Source organism: Aquimarina macrocephali JAMB N27 (assembly GCF_000520995.1).
GTDB classification, from domain to species: Bacteria; Bacteroidota; Bacteroidia; order Flavobacteriales; family Flavobacteriaceae; genus Aquimarina; species Aquimarina macrocephali.
Map to the genome: position 1 here is coordinate 40,036 of NZ_JACA01000026.1, position 17,085 is coordinate 57,120.

A 17,085-nucleotide genomic window follows, 5' to 3' on the forward strand; every position below is an offset into this window, starting at 1 on the left:
GCTGTCATTAGAAATTTAAAAAACAAGAATCATTATGAAAAAAATCATTCAGAACTCTATAGGTTTTCTGTGTTTAATCATTGGCATATTGGGCCTAAACAGTTGTGAGAAAGAAAACCTTTCTTCAATAAAAAACAATCACCCTTTTTCTATTACATCAAAGTACACAAATACAACATACAGTATACATGTTTTGTATCCCCAGGCTTATGCCCCTTCAAATAGCTATCATACAATCTATATGCTAGATGGTGATGATTATTTTAAAGAAGCTGCAGATATCGTTGTAGAATCAAGTAGAGACGATATCATTCTTATAGGAATAGGATATGCCAATAAAAATCGAAGGGGAACAGATTACTCGTATCCCGAAGACAGTAATTTTTCGGGAGCTTCTGGAGGTGCAAAAGAATTTATCAATTTTATAAATAACGAACTTATTATTCATATTGAAAATGAGCTTGAGATTGAAAGTATCGATAAGACACTATTTGGCCATTCTTTAGGTGGATATCTTGCTTTGTATACATTATTTCAACAAGATCAACCCAACCCTTTTGATAATATTATTGCAGCAAGCTCAAATCTTATGTGGTATAATGCATATTTACTCCATTTAGAACAGCACTACTTTGACACCCATGATTCACTAAATAAAAATCTTTATATAACTGTTGGAGATTTAGAAGGAGCTTCGATCAATCTTTTTTTTAACGCCTTTAAGGAAAAAATAAGTAAACGGTATTATACTGGTTTAATGCTACATCATGAGAAATTAAAAAATATTTCTCATAGAAACAGTCCTATGGTCACTTTCAAAAAAGGATTATCCATCATTTTATAAATACAACATCATGAAAAACTATTTAGTATTCCTTTCGTTTATTCTTTCCTTACCAGTTTTAGCTCAGGGACAAAAAGAAAACATAGAATCAAATCAAAAACGATGGAAATTAGAACTTTTATATACTCAAGATATATTAAATACCAGTTATGGAAAAAACTATGGTTATATATTTAAAGGAAAATTAATGTGCTTGGATAGCAAACATTTTACGTTATCATATGGTGCAGCTCATCAAAATAGTTACATAAATGAAACAGACAATTCATTTACTGATTACGTAGATGGATATACAAGAGATATAGGGTTGTATTCTATTTTTGACATCACTTATTACCCTTTTAATAAGAAAAAGCTATTCCTATCACTAGAACCTTTTATAGGAGTAACACATTTGAAGTCTAAAGGAACTTTAAAAATACCGCAGTATTCGGTATATGAAAAATACAAAAATGAATATGTATATTTTAATTATGGATTTTCTCAATCTCTTGGCTATAACATTAATAAGTTTAGTGTTAGTGCATTTGCATGGGCCTCTTTAAAAGGAATTTTGGATAAAGGAAGAAACAGGCCCGCGGACTTCGATTCTCGATTTTTTGTAGGGTTAGGTATCGGATACGCCTTGTAGGTAATATATTAAATAATCACAATTTTTAAAAGTGTAATCTCATCAAAGGTTACACTTTTTTAATAGTAAAGGCATCTTTGAAAGTTTGAAATTTATTTCTTGACACAGGAACTTCATGAAGAACTCCTTCAAAACTAATACGATAATTCCTGGCGTTGCCCGAAGTAGTACTAATGTTTCTTATATTAATAACGTAGGATCTATGAGTACTAATAATAAATGGGTAATTAATAAGTACTTCTTCAAGTTTTTGAATCGTAAGCCGGTATGGTTTACATTTTACTTCACTAGATGTTTTTGTAAAAACATCTACATAATTACCTTCTGATTTAGCGAATAAAAAGGCATTAATATCAAGCTCAATGATTTCATTTTTATTACTGGTTTGTATATTAACAATATCGGATACTCCATTCTCTGTATGTATAATTCTAGATTCGAGTTGTTCATTGTATAAGGAGACTTTTTTTAAGTTTTCTTTTAAAAGAATGGTATAATTAAGCCAGACAAGAAGAAAAGCCGGTACAATACCTAGGAGAATAACATATAGCGATGAGTTTAAAAAATGTAGTATTATACTGTTAGAAGGCTCCTTACTGATCATAAGAGACAGTATATTATTAAATATAGCAATTACAAAAAGAAGTGAAACGATTAAAAGACATTCTTTTCCTACTGTCCAGTTTTCCTTTAAATCAGGCTTAAAAAATATCCGAGGTATAATTTCGAGTACTAAGAGAATACTAAAAAAGGTCACTAATCCTGCTAGTGTACAAAGCAGAGGTTTTGAGAGCACAAAGTTTATGTCTACATAACTTTTGTCTACTGCTAGTACATTAATAATATAAATCAATATCCCAAGTACAAAAGCAATTATCAAATTTCTTTTGAGATGAAATAGGTAAGGATAAGGCTTATGTATGATTTTAGAAATATAATATCGGGACATTAAGAACTATATTTTTTTAATCAAAAGTAATATTTTTAAAGGGTATGAAGCGTTTTTTTAGTCCATATAATCTTTCCTTTTCTTAATTTCTTCCAGAAATTTTTCTTTATCCTGTTTATTAAATTTCTTTACAATTTTCTTGATAAAGAAAGGCCAAATAAAATATTTATCAGATGACTGGTTCATATAGCAAATCTGGAAATTAGTATGTTTTGATATCTGTTTATGTAGTTTCTTTAACTCGACAAGAATTTGGTCAGCTTATTTTTTATTTCTCAATGCAAGTACGTTTCCAAAAATAATAAGCACAATCCCTACAAAAGCATACACATCCGGTTTATATCCTTCAAAAATGGTAGAAATAGTCAAAGCAATTACTGGTATCACTACAATAACGTAAGCTGCTTTACTTGCTCCAATTTTGCCTATTAAGGTAAGGTAAGAGGTAAACGCAATGATAGATCCAAAAATTGTCAAATATGCTAGTGACGAAATATAAGAAAATGAAGTATCAAAACTTATCGATTTCCCACTAAACAAGGCAATTAATAACATAGCTATTGCACCATATAACATTCCAAAACCATTGGTTTGAATAACAGGGAGTTTAAATTTGCGTTGATTATTTGAAGAAGTAATATTTCCTAAAGAAGCAAAAATGATTGAGCAAATACAAAATATCAATCCCCTGATTTGATCATTAGTTAAATCCACCTTTCTAAACTCGGTCTGGTATATCAAAACTGTTCCTAAAAGCCCGAAGACAGCCCCTATTATTATTTGTTTTTTTATTTTATCTCCTAAAAATAGTGCACCAAAAACTATGTTCATAAAAATTAATGTAGAAAATGCTACAGCCACTAATCCACTACTTAGATATTGTTCTGATAAGTATACTAACCAATAATTTGTTCCAAATAGTAGAATCCCTTGTAAAGCAATAAAAAAATGTTGCTGCTTTGTAAATGATAATGGAAGTTTTCTAATCTTAGAATACCCCAATAATATAATACCACCTAATCCAAATCGATAGGCAACAGAAACTATAGGATCTACAGTTCCTAATTGATATTTAATGATATACCAAGTAGATCCCCATATTAATGCCGGAATTATAAATAATAAGTAATTAGATTTTAGCATATTAAATAAATTTATTCTTTAAAATTAGATTATGACCTTCTCTAAGAAATCTCTTTTGTTAATTTATATGTATTGGTATACCGCCTGGCACATATTATAAATAATAGTAATGAAAAAAGAATGAATCCTATTAAAGTAAAAATAAAATTAGACCACCCCCATTTTGATACTATATACCCAGTTGAACTTCCTATACCGCCTGCTCCCATGTACTGGCATATTAAGTATAAGCAATTTGCAGTGCTTTTTCCTTCAACTGCATATTGAGATATTATCTTGTTTACCACAGTCTGAATCCCTAATAAACTAAAAGTAAGCAAACTTAAACCTAATACTAATAACCACAATTCTTCTACTAATAAACCTAATGTTCCTATTAGAAATAACACTAATAAGATTTTAAGCATACGAAAAGAGTGAATTCGATGTGTCAATGCTCCAATTGTTATTGTTCCTCCTACTCCTGTAATATAGATTAGAAATAATAAAGAAATAACATAATGAGGAAGTGAAAAAGGAGGCATTTCCAGTCTAAAACTCAAATAATTATAGATACTTACAAAAGTGCCCATCATTAGGATCATTAAAATAAAAACTCCCAAAAACAATGGATTCTTAAGAAAGCTCTTCATATACATCAGCTTCTGAAATGTTTGAACTTTTTGTAGATTAAAGTTTAGGGATTGTGGTAAAAGTCTCATGAAAAAGATACTTAATATCACTCCTATACCTCCTATAAACAATGTCGCTATTCTCCAATCATACCAACTAGAAATTAAACCAGCTACTACGCGACCCCACATGCCACCTAATACATTTCCGGCTAAATATATCCCAATGATAATCCCTACATCTCTTACCTCAACTTCTTCAGAAATATAAACAATAGCAACCGCTATTACTCCCGACAATAAAAACCCTTTTATAAAACCAAAAACAACCAGCACATTAAAATTCCATGAGACTGCCGAGAGTATCGTAATTAATGAAGATAGAAATAAAGCAATTAGCATTAGTTTTTTACGATGTAATATATCTGCATAAAAAGCAAACATAAAAAGCCCTAAAGCAATACCTATCATAGAAGACGAGACAACCAAGCTACTGATAGCCGGAGACACCAAAAAACTTTCGCTTAATGACGGTAATAATGGCTGAAACATATAAAACTGTGAAAAAGCAGCCAAACCAGGAATAAAGATCGCTTTTCGAATCTCTTTATAACGTCTTGTATTTCTTCCTGCTTTTGTTTTCATTTCCTTATTTATCTCCTCTTTCTTATAAGTTATAAAAGATTTGAAGTACAAAGTTCAAAATTATTTTTACATTAGTAAAACGTTATTTTCTTATCATATACATTAGTAAAACTTATTAATAATGGAATTACGCCAGTTAAACTATTTTGTTAAAGCGGCAGAGTGTTTAAATTTTACAGAAGCCTCTCATAAAGTATTCATTACACAAAGTGCACTTTCGCAGCAAATAAAGCTTTTAGAACAGGAATTAGGAGTTCCTCTTTTTGATAGAATAGGAAAAAGAATACAACTTACTGAAGCTGGTTCATTATTTTTAACCCGTGCCCGACATACTCTTAAAAACGCTGAAAATGCCAAACAATTAATAGAAGATTTACAAAACCTACAATCAGGAACTTTACATATCGGGGTAACCTATGGTTTAACTAATTTGTTTACAGAAACACTGATATCCTTTTCTACAAAATTCCCTTTAATACAGGTTAAGGCTTTTTTTGGCACATCAGATGAATTAATGGAAAAGCTCAAATCGGGCATGTTGGATTTTATTTTATCCTTTAATAAAGCAACAGATGATCAGATGATTACTACTATTCCATTATTTCAATCCTATTTAATGTTGGTAGTACACGAATCACATCGGTTAGCTAATAAGAAACAAATCAGTATCGAAGAGCTTAACACTATGGAACTAGCTGTGCCTGCAGAGGGGTTTACGACCAGAAAAGTCCTGGATAAGGCATTTAGAACAAACGAATTTCCATATCAATATCAAATAGAATTAAACCATATCCCTACTTTAATTCGACTTATTGAAACCGGAAAATGGGCAACTGTTCTTACAAAATCGACTACACAATATTTACCTACCCTCAAAAGTATCCCTATAAACAAAAAGAAACTTAAATTACGATCTGCAATACGGTATCTTAAGGGCAACTATCAAAAAAAAGCTTCTAAAATTTTCTTCCAAATGATTTTGGAACACTATGAACAGAATACAGATTTAAATTAGCACATTGTGAAAATAACAGATCTAAAAAAATAAATTATAACCAAAATTATAATGGAAAAACCTGAAATACATATTCGACCTGCAAATAAAAAAGATCTAGAAAGAATTTGGAGCCTGTGGAAAGTAGTTGTAAATCAAAAAATCTATTTTCCATATGATGATAGTTTTTCCCGAGAACACATTGAAAACAGTTGGATAAATCTAAATAATAATTGTTTTATTGCAGAAGTAGAAAAAGAAATCATAGGTGCATATATTTTAAAATCTAATCAACCTGGTTATGGAGATCATATTGCAAACGCTTCATATATGGTTGACAATCAAAAAAGAGGAATGGGTCTTGGTCATAAGCTTTGTGCTCACTCTATTGATTCAGCAAAAAAACTAGGGTATTATGCTATGCAGTTTAATCTGGTAGTTAGCACCAATAAACCTGCAATAAAAGTATGGTTAGCCAATGGGTTTGAGATTATAGGAACAATCCCTGATGGGTTTAGGCATTTTGAAAAAGGATATGTAGATGCTCATATTTTTTATAGAAAATTGTGATCTGCATACATTTTAGCAAAAATGGCATATCGGTTTCATATAGTAAAATAATTACAAACCTACACAAGTTCCTTCCTATACCTTGTGGGGCTAATCCCTTTATTCTTCTTAAAAAATTTATTAAGATGGCTAACATCTGTAAAGCCTAGTTCATCAGTAATTTCAGTTATGCGCATATCACTATATTGAAGTCTGTTTTCTATTAATCGAACCCGGTAATTAGTAATATATTGCTGTAGCGTTTCCTTAGTATGTTTTTTAAAATAACGGCCAAGATATGTTTTAGAAATACCAAACTGATGACAAATTTCTTCTGTTCTCAATTTGGTAGGATCATATATATTCTCTTGTATATATTGTAATATATTCATTGCTTTTTCTTCTGTTCCTGCATCTATCACATCAGGAAGATATTTTGCAATATTTCTCGCAACAATGACAATTAATGTGTTCACTAACTGCTGTATGATTTCTTTGTTATATAAGTCCCTGTTAACATATTCTCGTATCATAGCCTCGACCATAGGTTTAACCAGTGTTTTGTCTGTAAGGTTTCTTAAAATACAACCTGGTTGATGATTTGCATTTTTTAAAATAAACTCTAATCGTTGAATATTATCAGCACTTATCTTTCCCGATTTAATATAAATATCATTAAATCTCAAAAAGAAAAATTGTGTAGTTGTATTGATTTCTATAGAAGATATGTCCGTTGGAGTTAATAAAAGCATATGCCCCGGATGATATAGAAATTCGTTCTTATTTACGCGTTGAGTTCCTGTACCAGATAAAATATAAACCAATTCAAAAAAACTGTTTTTGTGCTCGTGCACTGGAGATTGATCTAATGTCTCAAAAGCTATCGAAAAAGGTTCATATAAATTATTTTTATCCATAATCATGCATTTTTACATTTAAAACGAAAAAATATACTACTAAACAATCTATACAAAGGTATAAATTTGCTATAAATTATTAAAACATACATAACATGAATGCAATAGGAATCAAAAAATCATTACCAATAAGCGAGGAAAATAGCCTAATTCAGTTCGAAACAGAACGACCTGTACCAAAAGGCCAAGATCTATTAATAAAAATTAAAGTAATAGGAATGAATCCTGTGGATTATAAAGTTCGTCAAAGAAGTGTACAAAATCAAGAATTAGACTCTCCAAAAATATTAGGCTGGGATGCTGTAGGTATTGTTGAAGCGGTGGGTGATAAAGTAACCTTATTCAAAACTGGTGATGAAGTGTTTTATGCAGGAGATATTACACGTCCTGGATCTAATGCCGAATATCAATTAGTAGATGAGCGTATAGTAGGCAAAAAACCGAATACTATTTCTGATGCTGAAGCCGCAGTCATGCCTTTAACTTCATTAACTGCCTGGGAGGTATTGTTCGACAGACTAAAATTAACTCCAGGAGAAGGAAAAGGAAAAACTATACTAATCATTAGCGGTGCAGGTGGTGTTGGCTCTATTGCAACTCAATTAGCCAAAAAATTAACCAATTTAACCGTTATAGCTACCGCCTCTCGCCCTGAGAGTCGTTTATGGTGCCAAAACATGGGAGCCGATCATGTTGTTAATCATCATAACCTCATTGAAGAAGTACATGCATTAGGAATCAATACCGTAAACTACATCTTAAATTTTTCGGGAACTTCTGACCACTGGAAAAACATAATCGAATTAATTGACCCACAAGGACACATATGTACTATTGCAGAATCTCCTGACAATCATATCAACATAGGGTCTTTTAAATCTAAGAGTATAACCTTATCATATGAGTTAATGTATACACGATCCATGTATCAAACAAAAGATATGATTGAACAACATCATATCTTAAACAAAATAGCTACAATGCTTGAAAACAATGAAATTAAATCAACACTCAATAGCACCCTTACTGGTTTTACAACTGCAAACCTCAAAGAAGCTCATCAAAAATTAGAATCAGGAAAAACTATTGGGAAAATTGCAATTACATTTTAGCACCACTGTTTAATCTTAATGAAATAATGAGTTGATAATCATCAAATAAAACCAAAACTCTTAATTACTTAAGGATTGATTGAACTTGTAGTTTTAATCGAGGTATAACCTCTTTTTTATACCATTCATTTTTTGCCTGCCAAATATTATTTCTTGGTGAAGGATGTGGTAATACAAAATAATATGGCAAATATTCTTTGTAATTCTTTACCGTATCTGTTAGTGTTCTTTTTAATCGATCACCCAGATAATATTCTTGAGCATATTTGCCAATGAGTAGTACAAGCTCTACATTTTCTATTTTGGTCAAGAGTTGTTGATGCCACAGGGGAGCACATTTTTTTGTAGGGGGGAGATCTCCGGATTTCCCTTTTCCCGGGTAACAAAACCCCATAGGTACAAGTGCAATTTTTTGTGGATTATAGAACGTCTCATCATCAATTCCCATCCAGGCTCTTAAATTTTCCCCGCTTTTATCATCCCATGGAATTCCCGATTTATGAACAATACTCCCGGGAGCTTGCCCTATGATTACTATTTTACTCTGAGTATGTGCTGAAACTATTGGTCTTGGCCCTAATTCTAATTGCGCTGCACATTCATTACATTTTGAAATTAAAGACAATAATTTTTGCATAATTGATATTACGTTTTATAAATTGATTAGTAAATTATAAAATAATATGGTTTCACTTAACTTATTTAAGATTTGTTTGATGTTTTATCTCATTTATAAAAGAACACCCTAACGAATTAGCCAAGGTGTTCTCCAAAAGAAAAACTAATCACACCGGTTAGAACTTTTCTACTAGACTAAAGAAAAGTATCAAAACCTCTAATTATATGTATTACGAAGCTTCTCCCAATTACCATTAGCTTTTGTAACTAATTTTTTATGATTGTTTTCTGCAAGCCATAATTGTTGTGCGTCTAGCTCTATGTTGTACAAAAACAAAAAGTATTTTCCATCTTTTACCACAAACTTATTTGGGTCTGGCCTAAACTTAGCACCAGCATATATTCCAAATGCACAGAATCCCCCATACTCTGGCAAGTAGTGTTTAGGGTTTTTATCAAATTTGGACTTTTGTTCTTTAGATGTAAAATAATACACAACCTTCTCATGTTCAGATTTATATTCTTTGTTTCCTCGTTGTGCAATACCGAGATCCAGATATGATACAGGACTATACCCTTGCAAAGCTATATTACTGTTATCAATATTATTTCCTTTCTTATCCTGCGCAGTAGTAGTCATGGTCGCTATTATCATTACTACTATTGCTATTCTTATATTTTTTAAAGTTTTCATATATATATAATTTTAAAATTGTTATTCGATTTCACTTAAAGAGACTACCAGAAAAATTACTGCAGCATTTACCCAATAGTAATACCCATCTATTCCATTTAGATCAAACAAAAAGGGAAGTATCATAAATGTGATCGCTACCAAAAGATCTATTGCCAGATGTCCTTGATATGGAATTGTTCTTGCAATCCCTAATCTGTAATTTGTAAGTATACTAACCACAATTACCGCAAGCCCAGTTATAATCGAAAACCAAAATGCTATTCCTGAAGAATTTCCTAGATTTAATAACATTGGCAATATTATAAGGCCTACTGCTGCCGAATAATCGGCTACACCATGTAACGTAGGTGTAATAATTCTTAGTTTCATATTTTCATCTTAAGCATTAAAATATTCTTCTTGTACAACTTGTCCGTCATTGTTCCATATTCGTCTAATGATTTCATGCCAATAAATTGTACTATTATCGGTCATCTCGAAATCAAATGTGAATTCTGAAGCTGAAACATTACCGTCTACTATCGTATGGTGATGAGTAATACCATTTACTTTTTTAATAGAATTGGCAAAACCTTCCATTTTTTCTACCATTTGTGCTTTGTTTTTGGTGGTAAGATTATTGTAATCAGAGGTTGTAGCATCCTCAGCAAAAAATTGTTTTACTGCATCTACTATTGCTCCTTGTGCAACAATACTATCCATTTCTGTAGCTAATGCTTTAATATCCATTGTTTTTATTTTTAAATGATTAAACAAATATTGTTTTGTAATTACACTACAAATTTCTGGATATATCAAGGAAAGAGGGCTACAAAAAAAGGACTAGTTCTTGTACTTTTTATTCTTGAAATGTGATGGAGATTCTCCTGTATAATGCTTAAAGAAGTTAGAGAAATGATTAGGCTCTTCAAAACCTAACTCCAGTGAAATTTCCTTAATAGTAAGGCTTTTGGATAAAAGAGACTTTGATGTATTAATCATCTCACACCTAATAAGTTTTCCCAGAGAAGTTTGCATTTTATCTTTCACTTTCCTGGAAAGTACTTTTGGAGAAAGATTCATTTTTGAAGCATAAAAGTTGAGGGTTCTCTCTTTGGTATGATATTGCTGAAGAAGTTCGATTATACTCTGAGAGAAAAGATCTCTATTTTGATAATCAAAATTCTCCCTAAATTCTTGAGGGTTCCTACCAACATTATTTTTAAAAACTCTGGTAAAATATGCCGGATCATTGTACCCTAAATCATAAGATATTTCTTTAATACTTTTATCAGTAAAAGCAATCTCTTTTTTACTTTCTAATAGTTTTTTACCCGATAAGAGAGATTTTAAAGAAATTCCTATTTTATTTTTTATCAAAGACTGAATATTATATCCGTTTTCATCAATCAAAGCCGTGAGTTCTCTATTATTAATATTACTAGAATATTGCGTATCAATAACATCCTTTGTATCAAAAATAACACGGTACTCCTCTTTATTTGCCTGAAATGGATTTTGATAATACCATTGTTCTGCAGAAACATCTATGATACGATCTACTGCTCTATCATAGTCAATTTGATTTGTAATTTTTTGGAAATCATTGGATTCATCAAAATTTATGTACCCTAAAGAAATAAGATGTTTAAATAACACTCTAAACTCTTTATTTCTAAAAACCGTTTCATCAGGAAATTCAATTTTTTGAATCAAGAAGTCGTCTGAGAGAAATTTTATGTATTGTCCTTTTTCGAGATAAATGGCTTTATTTTGCCAATCGAAGTAATTCTTAAAATCAACTTGAATACCACCACTACCAGATAAAATCTGGAAAAAAGTATATTGATTTATAAAGTATACTTTATTTATTTCTGGTGTAAATTCTATAAACACGATAATCGTTTGATTGGTGTATTATAAGTCGAGATTTTTATCGAAAAATAACATCTTAACAGTCTAATTAATTACCAAAACCAATAGGAGTTTTTCTTAAAGAGTTTAAAAACGTGTTTTTTAGAATATATTAAGCAAAGTGGTGGTGTGCGGTATACTTTCTAAAGTATAGAAAGTATACTGGGCATAATACCAAATTACACCCAGTTGTTATTTACTTTTTAATACGGTTTTATTTTCTTTACTTCTTTTTATTATTATAGAATCTCTATAGATTTTTTTTACGGAAATATCTTCTAGCATCTCCCCTTCTCTAATCTTATAAAATTTATTATTCATTCTAATTAAGATTAATTCTGAAGTACTTTTGACTCCTTTAACAAAACCATGATAGCTTAATTTAGGCCATGGTTTTTTGATATTATTTTTAGGAGCACTATTTGTTTTCTTAGGTCTAGGCACTAATTTCGTGTTTGTCTTACGTTTTTTTGCTCTAGAAGTCATATACTTTCCTAAGAAAGGATCTCTTTCAATTTTTCTAAGATTAAAAGTATCTTTTGAAAAATTCATTCTAGGATCTACAATGGTAATTGGATTGACCGACATGCTATCTTCTTCTATATTGTTTCCAAAAAAGTTGAAAATTTTATTAAAAACAATTGCCCAGATGATAAGCATAAAAAAAATCAAAACGCTATTTAAAATCTTCTTATTCACTAGCCTAAAAATTATAATTAATACCATCTTAACTTTGAAATAGCACTAATAAATTGTTTCTTTTTCTTTTATTCTTCGTTAAAAAATAAATTCAATTTCTATACTCACGATTTCAAAGTTAAAATGATATAAGTAGATTCTATTTACTCAACCGTTATTTTTCTAACTTCACTATACGTACTTTTATTACCTGCTTGATCCACTATTCTCACTCTCCAATAGTAATCTCCTAAATTAGAAAATGTTATTCCCTGAGAGTTCGAACTCGTCGGTACGGTTTCAATTATGGTTGCAAAACCACTATCTGTTGCTACTTCTATAACGCTGGATAATGTAGATTGTATTTCTCCAGTATCACTAGGTATATTCCAGGTAAAAGTAATAGGAGATGACCCTTTTGCATCGTTATTAGGTGATGCCAATGTAGGTTGATTAGGTGCCTGGGTATCTAAAAAAATCTTTCTCGTTGAAAATTCGGTTTCACTATTATCATTTATGGCTTTTACTTTCCAGGTATAAATTGCATCTTCGCTTAAAACTGTAGAATTAAGTGTAAAATTATTATTGGTTAAATCAGGAGTTTGGATTTCGGTAGCCGTATTTCCCTGAATTGTTTTATCTACTATTACAGTATATGAAGTTGCTGCCTGAATTCTATCCCAAGTTAATATTAAAGCATCTTTATTCGTGTAAAAATTCTCTGATGGTGACGTTAAAAATACAGTTTGGTTTGTTAAATCGTCTGATACAGAAAGTGTAAAAGAAATAGGGAAACTATAGGCTGTGCTATACGCAAAATTTTCTCCTCGTATCCTCCAGCTATATTCGCCGGGATTAAGCCCATATGTAAAGTTATTACCCTTAACTAATGAGTCTAACACATTTCTTTGTGTGGCTTCTTCTACTACTTGTATTCTATAATCATCTGCATCTCCTAATTCATCCCATCTAAACTGAACCGAATTACCATCCAGATTACTTTTATCCTTTGGTGCTACGGTTGTTACCAAATCATCTGTAATATCTTCTTCGAGAACATCATCGCACGCTATCAACAGAAACAAACTGCTAAAAACTATGCCTATACTAACTATTTTTTTCATAATTCTGAAATATTATCTTTACTCTTAATTTATTTTTCCGTGTTTGGAATTCTTTTTCTTTTGTAAATGAAATGCTAACAATATTTGAAAACTTAAATTCTTTTTCAAATGCATACACAATTTCTAACAGCGCATTAAAATCTCCTTCTAGTGTTAACTGGTTACTAATTACACTAAAACCATTACTTTCTGCTATATGAATTTCATCTAAGTTAAAAACATATACATTATCATAAGATGATGTAAAATCAAGTATTTGTTGTTGTATTTCTTCGGGTTCTATACCCTGTTTACCTATTATTTTATCATAAAATTTTAATTCTACCTGTGTTTGAGTAACATCGGTCGTTGAAGAATTTACATACTCTAATTTGTCTTCTAATTGTTGAACCTGATCATAAGCCTGTCGAGTAATTTTAAAAGATCTTTTATTCGCTGCCATGAATAGCAATATTCCTATTGCTATAAGTCCAATTAATTTTTGTTTATATGTTAGGTTTGCAAACACTATTTCATCTGTTTATTTTATTGTTTTTTACAGGTCATATGGAATTCACCAATAACCATTTAGATCGGCATTAACTAAGTTATTATGGCTCATTTCACAACGATTTTTAAAGTAAACTCACTTTTTTTATTTCTACTCTTACTAAAATCCAAAATCTCTATTTTGGAAATCCATTTTTCTTTCTTTAATTCTTTTACCCAAGAATTAATTGGCATACTCGAACTAGAATTACCATTAATAATAATGGTATTTGTTTCAAATACTATTTTTTCAAAATTCTTAATCTTTTTCTGTGTAGGGTTTACCTTTAGACTATTAAGTCCCACATTATTAGGAATAGAATTCACAATACGATACATATAAAAAGAGAGAAAATTCTGGCTTAAAATACCTGATTCCTGAAGTATTTTTGTTTTGTTTTGCTTTTCGTTTTCTAGCTTTTTAACCTGATTATAAGTATCATTAAGGTTGTATAACTGAGATTCGTAACTTACATATTTATCGTTATAGTAATTCAATAACAAGTAACTAATCAATAAGGCTGATAGGAAAAAAATCCCCAGTACCGTAGCTACGGTATTAAATGTCTTTTTAAGTAGATTTTCCTTTTTATTCTGTTTTAAAAACTCTGCTTCATAGCTAAAATCATCTGAAGGATACAAATAATGAAGTAGTGTAGAAAACAAAGGAACCTGAGTATTGCTAATCCTCTCTTCTCCCAAGACATATTCCTTGGTAATAGCATCTAGTTTCTGAGTTCCAATCAAATAATTTTCATCAAAACTCAATTCGTAATCGGCAGAAATAATCGATGACTCATTAGACAACCCTTTAAATAGTACTCCAACAAAAGGGCCAATACTATAATCTACAACCAAATACTTATTTTCTAAAAACAGTGCAAAGAATTTTTCTAAGACATCTTTTCTTACAATTGAAATAAAATTTTGTTGACTTTGATGTAGCTCATAAATATAGAAATCATCAATAGAAGCATTAAACAATACCTCTTTTAAATAGTTTCCTTTTGCAGAAACTTGTTTGTTTATAATACCTTTTCCATAAAAATTAAGAAGTAAGGGAACCGATGTATTCACTTTATCTTTAACAACATTAAAGTCCTCAGTAGAAAACGAAGTTTCTATCGATAAGGCATCAGATTTCTTATCTATAATAAGCACATTGTACATAGGGATATCCCCCAATACTACACCTACAATAGCATATTGTTTTTCCTGAAAAGGCTTAAGAATAATATTTTTTATCTGCTCTAACATTAGTAAACAACAGTCGGTTTTATAAATACATGTAGTTTTGACTTCTTCTTTTTCTTGGTTTTACTACTAAAAAACCATTTTATTATTGGTATTCTAGATAATAATGGTGTTCCTGTTCCAGAGTTTTCTTTTTCTAATTCATCTAATCCTCCAAGAAGTATCATTTCACCATTTCGTACTCGAACCAGAGACTCAAACTGCTGGGTCGATTTTCCTGGTGGAGCGTTCTCTCCTGCTCTTCCTAAAAAAGCACTCTTTTCTACAACAATAGTTAGTGTTATTTGTTCATCTTTAGAAACAAAAGGTTTTATATTAACACTTAAATTAGCATCTGTAGCTTTCCATTGACCTGACTGCAAAATATCACTACCTACTCCATTATTAATTAACCTATTATTTTGTTCGAAGTAATAATTAGTTTCTCCGATAGAAATTTTTGCTTCATGACCGCTTAGTGTAGAAATCTTGGGAGTCGATTGTAATCGGATTATAGAATTATTTTCTAGCGCTCTTAAATTAAGATAAAAGTCTTTTGCTACTTTACCAAGGTTAAAAATACCAAACCCATTAAAGGCATCAATCAATTTATTTACAGAAGATGAATTTAAATTAACTTCAGCTTGTGGAAATAAAACTCCAGAAGTAACTCTCTCTTTTTTATCAATTCCTGCTTTAATCCCGGTTTGAATATCATACCCTTTTTGATATTGTACTATGAGTACCTCTATAAGGATCATGGGTACCACTTTATCAATTTGTTTTATATACTCTTTTAACTCCAATATTCTTGGTCTCGAGCCAGAAACTACGAATCCATTAAGTTCTATAAACTCCTTAAGTTCTACATTTTCTATTAAGTCCTTGGGCAATGTTTCTAAAACAGTTTCTATTGTTCTATTCTCTAGTTGTATAAGCTCAGTACTTCTGAGACCTTCTCCATTTTGATCTCCAATAAGGTAAAAATCATCTGTTTTTTTGTACGTACTGTTTTTACCCATAAAAACATGATCCAAAAGCTCATCAAAAGTAATTTCGTTTACCACCAATGTTGTTGTAGCTCCTGCAGGTTTATCATACATAAAATAGTTTACATTGAGTTTTTCTGCTGCTTCTAATATTAACGAAGTAATATCGGCATCAAATGCCTGAACACTCAAAAATCCACTTGGTAGAACCGTTATTTCTGCAGATGACTCTGGAGTTCTGGTTTTTTTACCTTTCCTAGATGATCCAGTAGTGGTACCTGCCGGTAGTACTTGATCTTTTTCTATATAGTAAAACCCATTATCATCTTTAGTGATTATTAATCTATTAGATTTAGCCATCATCTCCATTACCTGATCAAATGGTCTATTTAAGATATAAGCAGAAATTTTTTCGTTTTTCACATTAGGGCCTAAGATTACATTTTTGCCTGATACATCAGTAATCTTTTGAGCTACGCGAGGTAAAGAATCATTTTTAAGTTTTATAGCTAAAAAATCATTTTGGCTATTGTAAGTGACGTCAATTTCTTTAAGCACTTTTGGTTTAGGAAGTTCTTTTGGTTTTATAGTTTTCTTAAAAACAATGATCTTGTTTATAAACTCTATACTTAGATTATATTTTTTAATCACAAAAAGAAACACATCCTTAACAGGAACATTAAAAAAACTACTGGAAACAATCTGATTAAGATCTGGATCTGCACTTATATTTAGCTTGTGCTCTATAGCAACAGATGTTAGAAAATCATATAGTGTAAGCCCCGAAACATCAATCTGTATAGTTTCATTAAGTTCGGGAGTATCTTCTGCATATGCATTAATTTGTTCCTCAATCTTTTGCATGTCCTGTTGTCCATACGAAAGTGGGATTATACAAATTAATACTATATAATATAAAAGTTTCTTCAT

Annotated in this window: 19 protein-coding genes; 5 read left to right on the plus strand and 14 right to left on the minus strand. The window is 30.7% G+C overall.

The features are described 5' to 3' along the window. Nucleotides 1-34: 34 nt before the first annotated feature. Together Z054_RS30360 and Z054_RS0116120 are read left to right on the plus strand one after the other, a co-directional pair. Nucleotides 35-844, plus strand: coding sequence for an alpha/beta hydrolase (locus Z054_RS30360; RefSeq protein WP_024771077.1), 810 nt, complete (start codon nucleotides 35-37; stop codon nucleotides 842-844). A 10-nt stretch (nucleotides 845-854) separates the two neighbouring features. Continuing rightward, nucleotides 855-1,475, plus strand: coding sequence for a hypothetical protein (locus Z054_RS0116120; protein WP_024771078.1), 621 nt, complete (start codon nucleotides 855-857; stop codon nucleotides 1,473-1,475). A 49-nt stretch (nucleotides 1,476-1,524) separates the two neighbouring features. Here the strand turns inward: Z054_RS0116120 and Z054_RS0116125 are convergent, their stop codons facing one another. The 3 genes from Z054_RS0116125 to Z054_RS0116140 all read right to left on the minus strand — a co-directional run bounded on the left by Z054_RS0116125 (nucleotide 1,525) and on the right by Z054_RS0116140 (nucleotide 4,823). Beyond that, the gene (locus Z054_RS0116125) at nucleotides 1,525-2,424 is read right to left on the minus strand and encodes a LytTR family DNA-binding domain-containing protein (RefSeq protein WP_024771079.1); all 900 of its coding nucleotides are present in this window, start codon (nucleotides 2,422-2,424) and stop codon (nucleotides 1,525-1,527) included. Nucleotides 2,425-2,685: 261 nt separating this feature from the next. Continuing rightward, nucleotides 2,686-3,567 carry a DMT family transporter gene (locus tag Z054_RS0116135; protein ID WP_024771080.1) on the minus strand — a complete coding sequence of 294 codons (882 nt, stop codon included), beginning with the start codon at nucleotides 3,565-3,567 and terminating at the stop codon, nucleotides 2,686-2,688. Nucleotides 3,568-3,608: 41 nt separating this feature from the next. Continuing rightward, the gene (locus tag Z054_RS0116140) at nucleotides 3,609-4,823 is read right to left on the minus strand and encodes an MFS transporter (protein WP_024771081.1); all 1,215 of its coding nucleotides are present in this window, start codon (nucleotides 4,821-4,823) and stop codon (nucleotides 3,609-3,611) included. Between the two features lie 121 nt (nucleotides 4,824-4,944). Between Z054_RS0116140 and Z054_RS0116145 the strand changes: the two genes are divergently transcribed. Further along, nucleotides 4,945-5,838, plus strand: coding sequence for a LysR family transcriptional regulator (locus tag Z054_RS0116145; RefSeq protein ID WP_024771082.1), 894 nt, complete (start codon nucleotides 4,945-4,947; stop codon nucleotides 5,836-5,838). A 51-nt stretch (nucleotides 5,839-5,889) separates the two neighbouring features. Continuing rightward, nucleotides 5,890-6,387, plus strand: coding sequence for a GNAT family N-acetyltransferase (locus Z054_RS0116150; protein WP_024771083.1), 498 nt, complete (start codon nucleotides 5,890-5,892; stop codon nucleotides 6,385-6,387). A 59-nt stretch (nucleotides 6,388-6,446) separates the two neighbouring features. Here Z054_RS0116150 and Z054_RS0116155 read toward each other — a convergent pair whose 3' ends face one another. After that, on the minus strand, nucleotides 6,447-7,283 hold the full coding sequence (locus tag Z054_RS0116155; protein WP_024771084.1) for an AraC family transcriptional regulator: 837 nt from the start codon (nucleotides 7,281-7,283) through the stop codon (nucleotides 6,447-6,449). 95 nt (nucleotides 7,284-7,378) lie between these two features. Between Z054_RS0116155 and Z054_RS0116160 the strand changes: the two genes are divergently transcribed. Next, nucleotides 7,379-8,395: a zinc-binding alcohol dehydrogenase family protein gene (locus tag Z054_RS0116160; RefSeq protein ID WP_024771085.1), complete on the plus strand. Its 1,017-nt coding sequence runs from the start codon at nucleotides 7,379-7,381 to the stop codon at nucleotides 8,393-8,395. Nucleotides 8,396-8,459: 64 nt separating this feature from the next. On the opposite strand, the gene Z054_RS0116165 is transcribed toward Z054_RS0116160, so the two are convergent. The 10 genes from Z054_RS0116165 to Z054_RS0116210 form a co-directional block, all read right to left on the minus strand. Then, nucleotides 8,460-9,032: a uracil-DNA glycosylase family protein gene (locus Z054_RS0116165; protein ID WP_024771086.1), complete on the minus strand. Its 573-nt coding sequence runs from the start codon at nucleotides 9,030-9,032 to the stop codon at nucleotides 8,460-8,462. 198 nt (nucleotides 9,033-9,230) lie between these two features. Then, nucleotides 9,231-9,707, minus strand: a complete 477-nt coding sequence (locus tag Z054_RS0116170) for a YHS domain-containing (seleno)protein (RefSeq protein WP_024771087.1) — start codon at nucleotides 9,705-9,707, stop codon at nucleotides 9,231-9,233. Nucleotides 9,708-9,728: 21 nt separating this feature from the next. Continuing rightward, complete coding sequence (locus Z054_RS0116175) at nucleotides 9,729-10,079, minus strand: hypothetical protein (RefSeq protein ID WP_024771088.1); 351 nt, start codon at nucleotides 10,077-10,079, stop codon at nucleotides 9,729-9,731. 9 nt (nucleotides 10,080-10,088) lie between these two features. After that, nucleotides 10,089-10,439 carry a hypothetical protein gene (locus Z054_RS0116180; protein ID WP_024771089.1) on the minus strand — a complete coding sequence of 117 codons (351 nt, stop codon included), beginning with the start codon at nucleotides 10,437-10,439 and terminating at the stop codon, nucleotides 10,089-10,091. A 93-nt stretch (nucleotides 10,440-10,532) separates the two neighbouring features. Next, nucleotides 10,533-11,585: a helix-turn-helix domain-containing protein gene (locus Z054_RS0116185; RefSeq protein ID WP_024771090.1), complete on the minus strand. Its 1,053-nt coding sequence runs from the start codon at nucleotides 11,583-11,585 to the stop codon at nucleotides 10,533-10,535. Between the two features lie 210 nt (nucleotides 11,586-11,795). Beyond that, nucleotides 11,796-12,329 carry a hypothetical protein gene (locus tag Z054_RS0116190; protein ID WP_152538583.1) on the minus strand — a complete coding sequence of 178 codons (534 nt, stop codon included), beginning with the start codon at nucleotides 12,327-12,329 and terminating at the stop codon, nucleotides 11,796-11,798. Nucleotides 12,330-12,445: 116 nt separating this feature from the next. Next, nucleotides 12,446-13,405 (minus strand): phage tail protein, encoded by a 960-nt coding sequence (locus Z054_RS0116195; protein WP_024771092.1) that lies wholly within the window; start codon nucleotides 13,403-13,405, stop codon nucleotides 12,446-12,448. Continuing rightward, nucleotides 13,389-13,913 (minus strand): hypothetical protein, encoded by a 525-nt coding sequence (locus Z054_RS0116200; protein WP_152538584.1) that lies wholly within the window; start codon nucleotides 13,911-13,913, stop codon nucleotides 13,389-13,391. Before Z054_RS0116200 ends, Z054_RS0116195 begins: the two co-directional genes overlap by 17 nt. Before the next feature lie 89 nt (nucleotides 13,914-14,002). Then, complete coding sequence (locus Z054_RS0116205; protein WP_024771094.1) at nucleotides 14,003-15,190, minus strand: PilN domain-containing protein; 1,188 nt, start codon at nucleotides 15,188-15,190, stop codon at nucleotides 14,003-14,005. Further along, the gene (locus tag Z054_RS0116210) at nucleotides 15,190-17,085 is read right to left on the minus strand and encodes a type II secretion system protein GspD (protein ID WP_152538585.1); all 1,896 of its coding nucleotides are present in this window, start codon (nucleotides 17,083-17,085) and stop codon (nucleotides 15,190-15,192) included. The genes Z054_RS0116205 and Z054_RS0116210 overlap by 1 nt, the downstream gene beginning before the upstream one ends.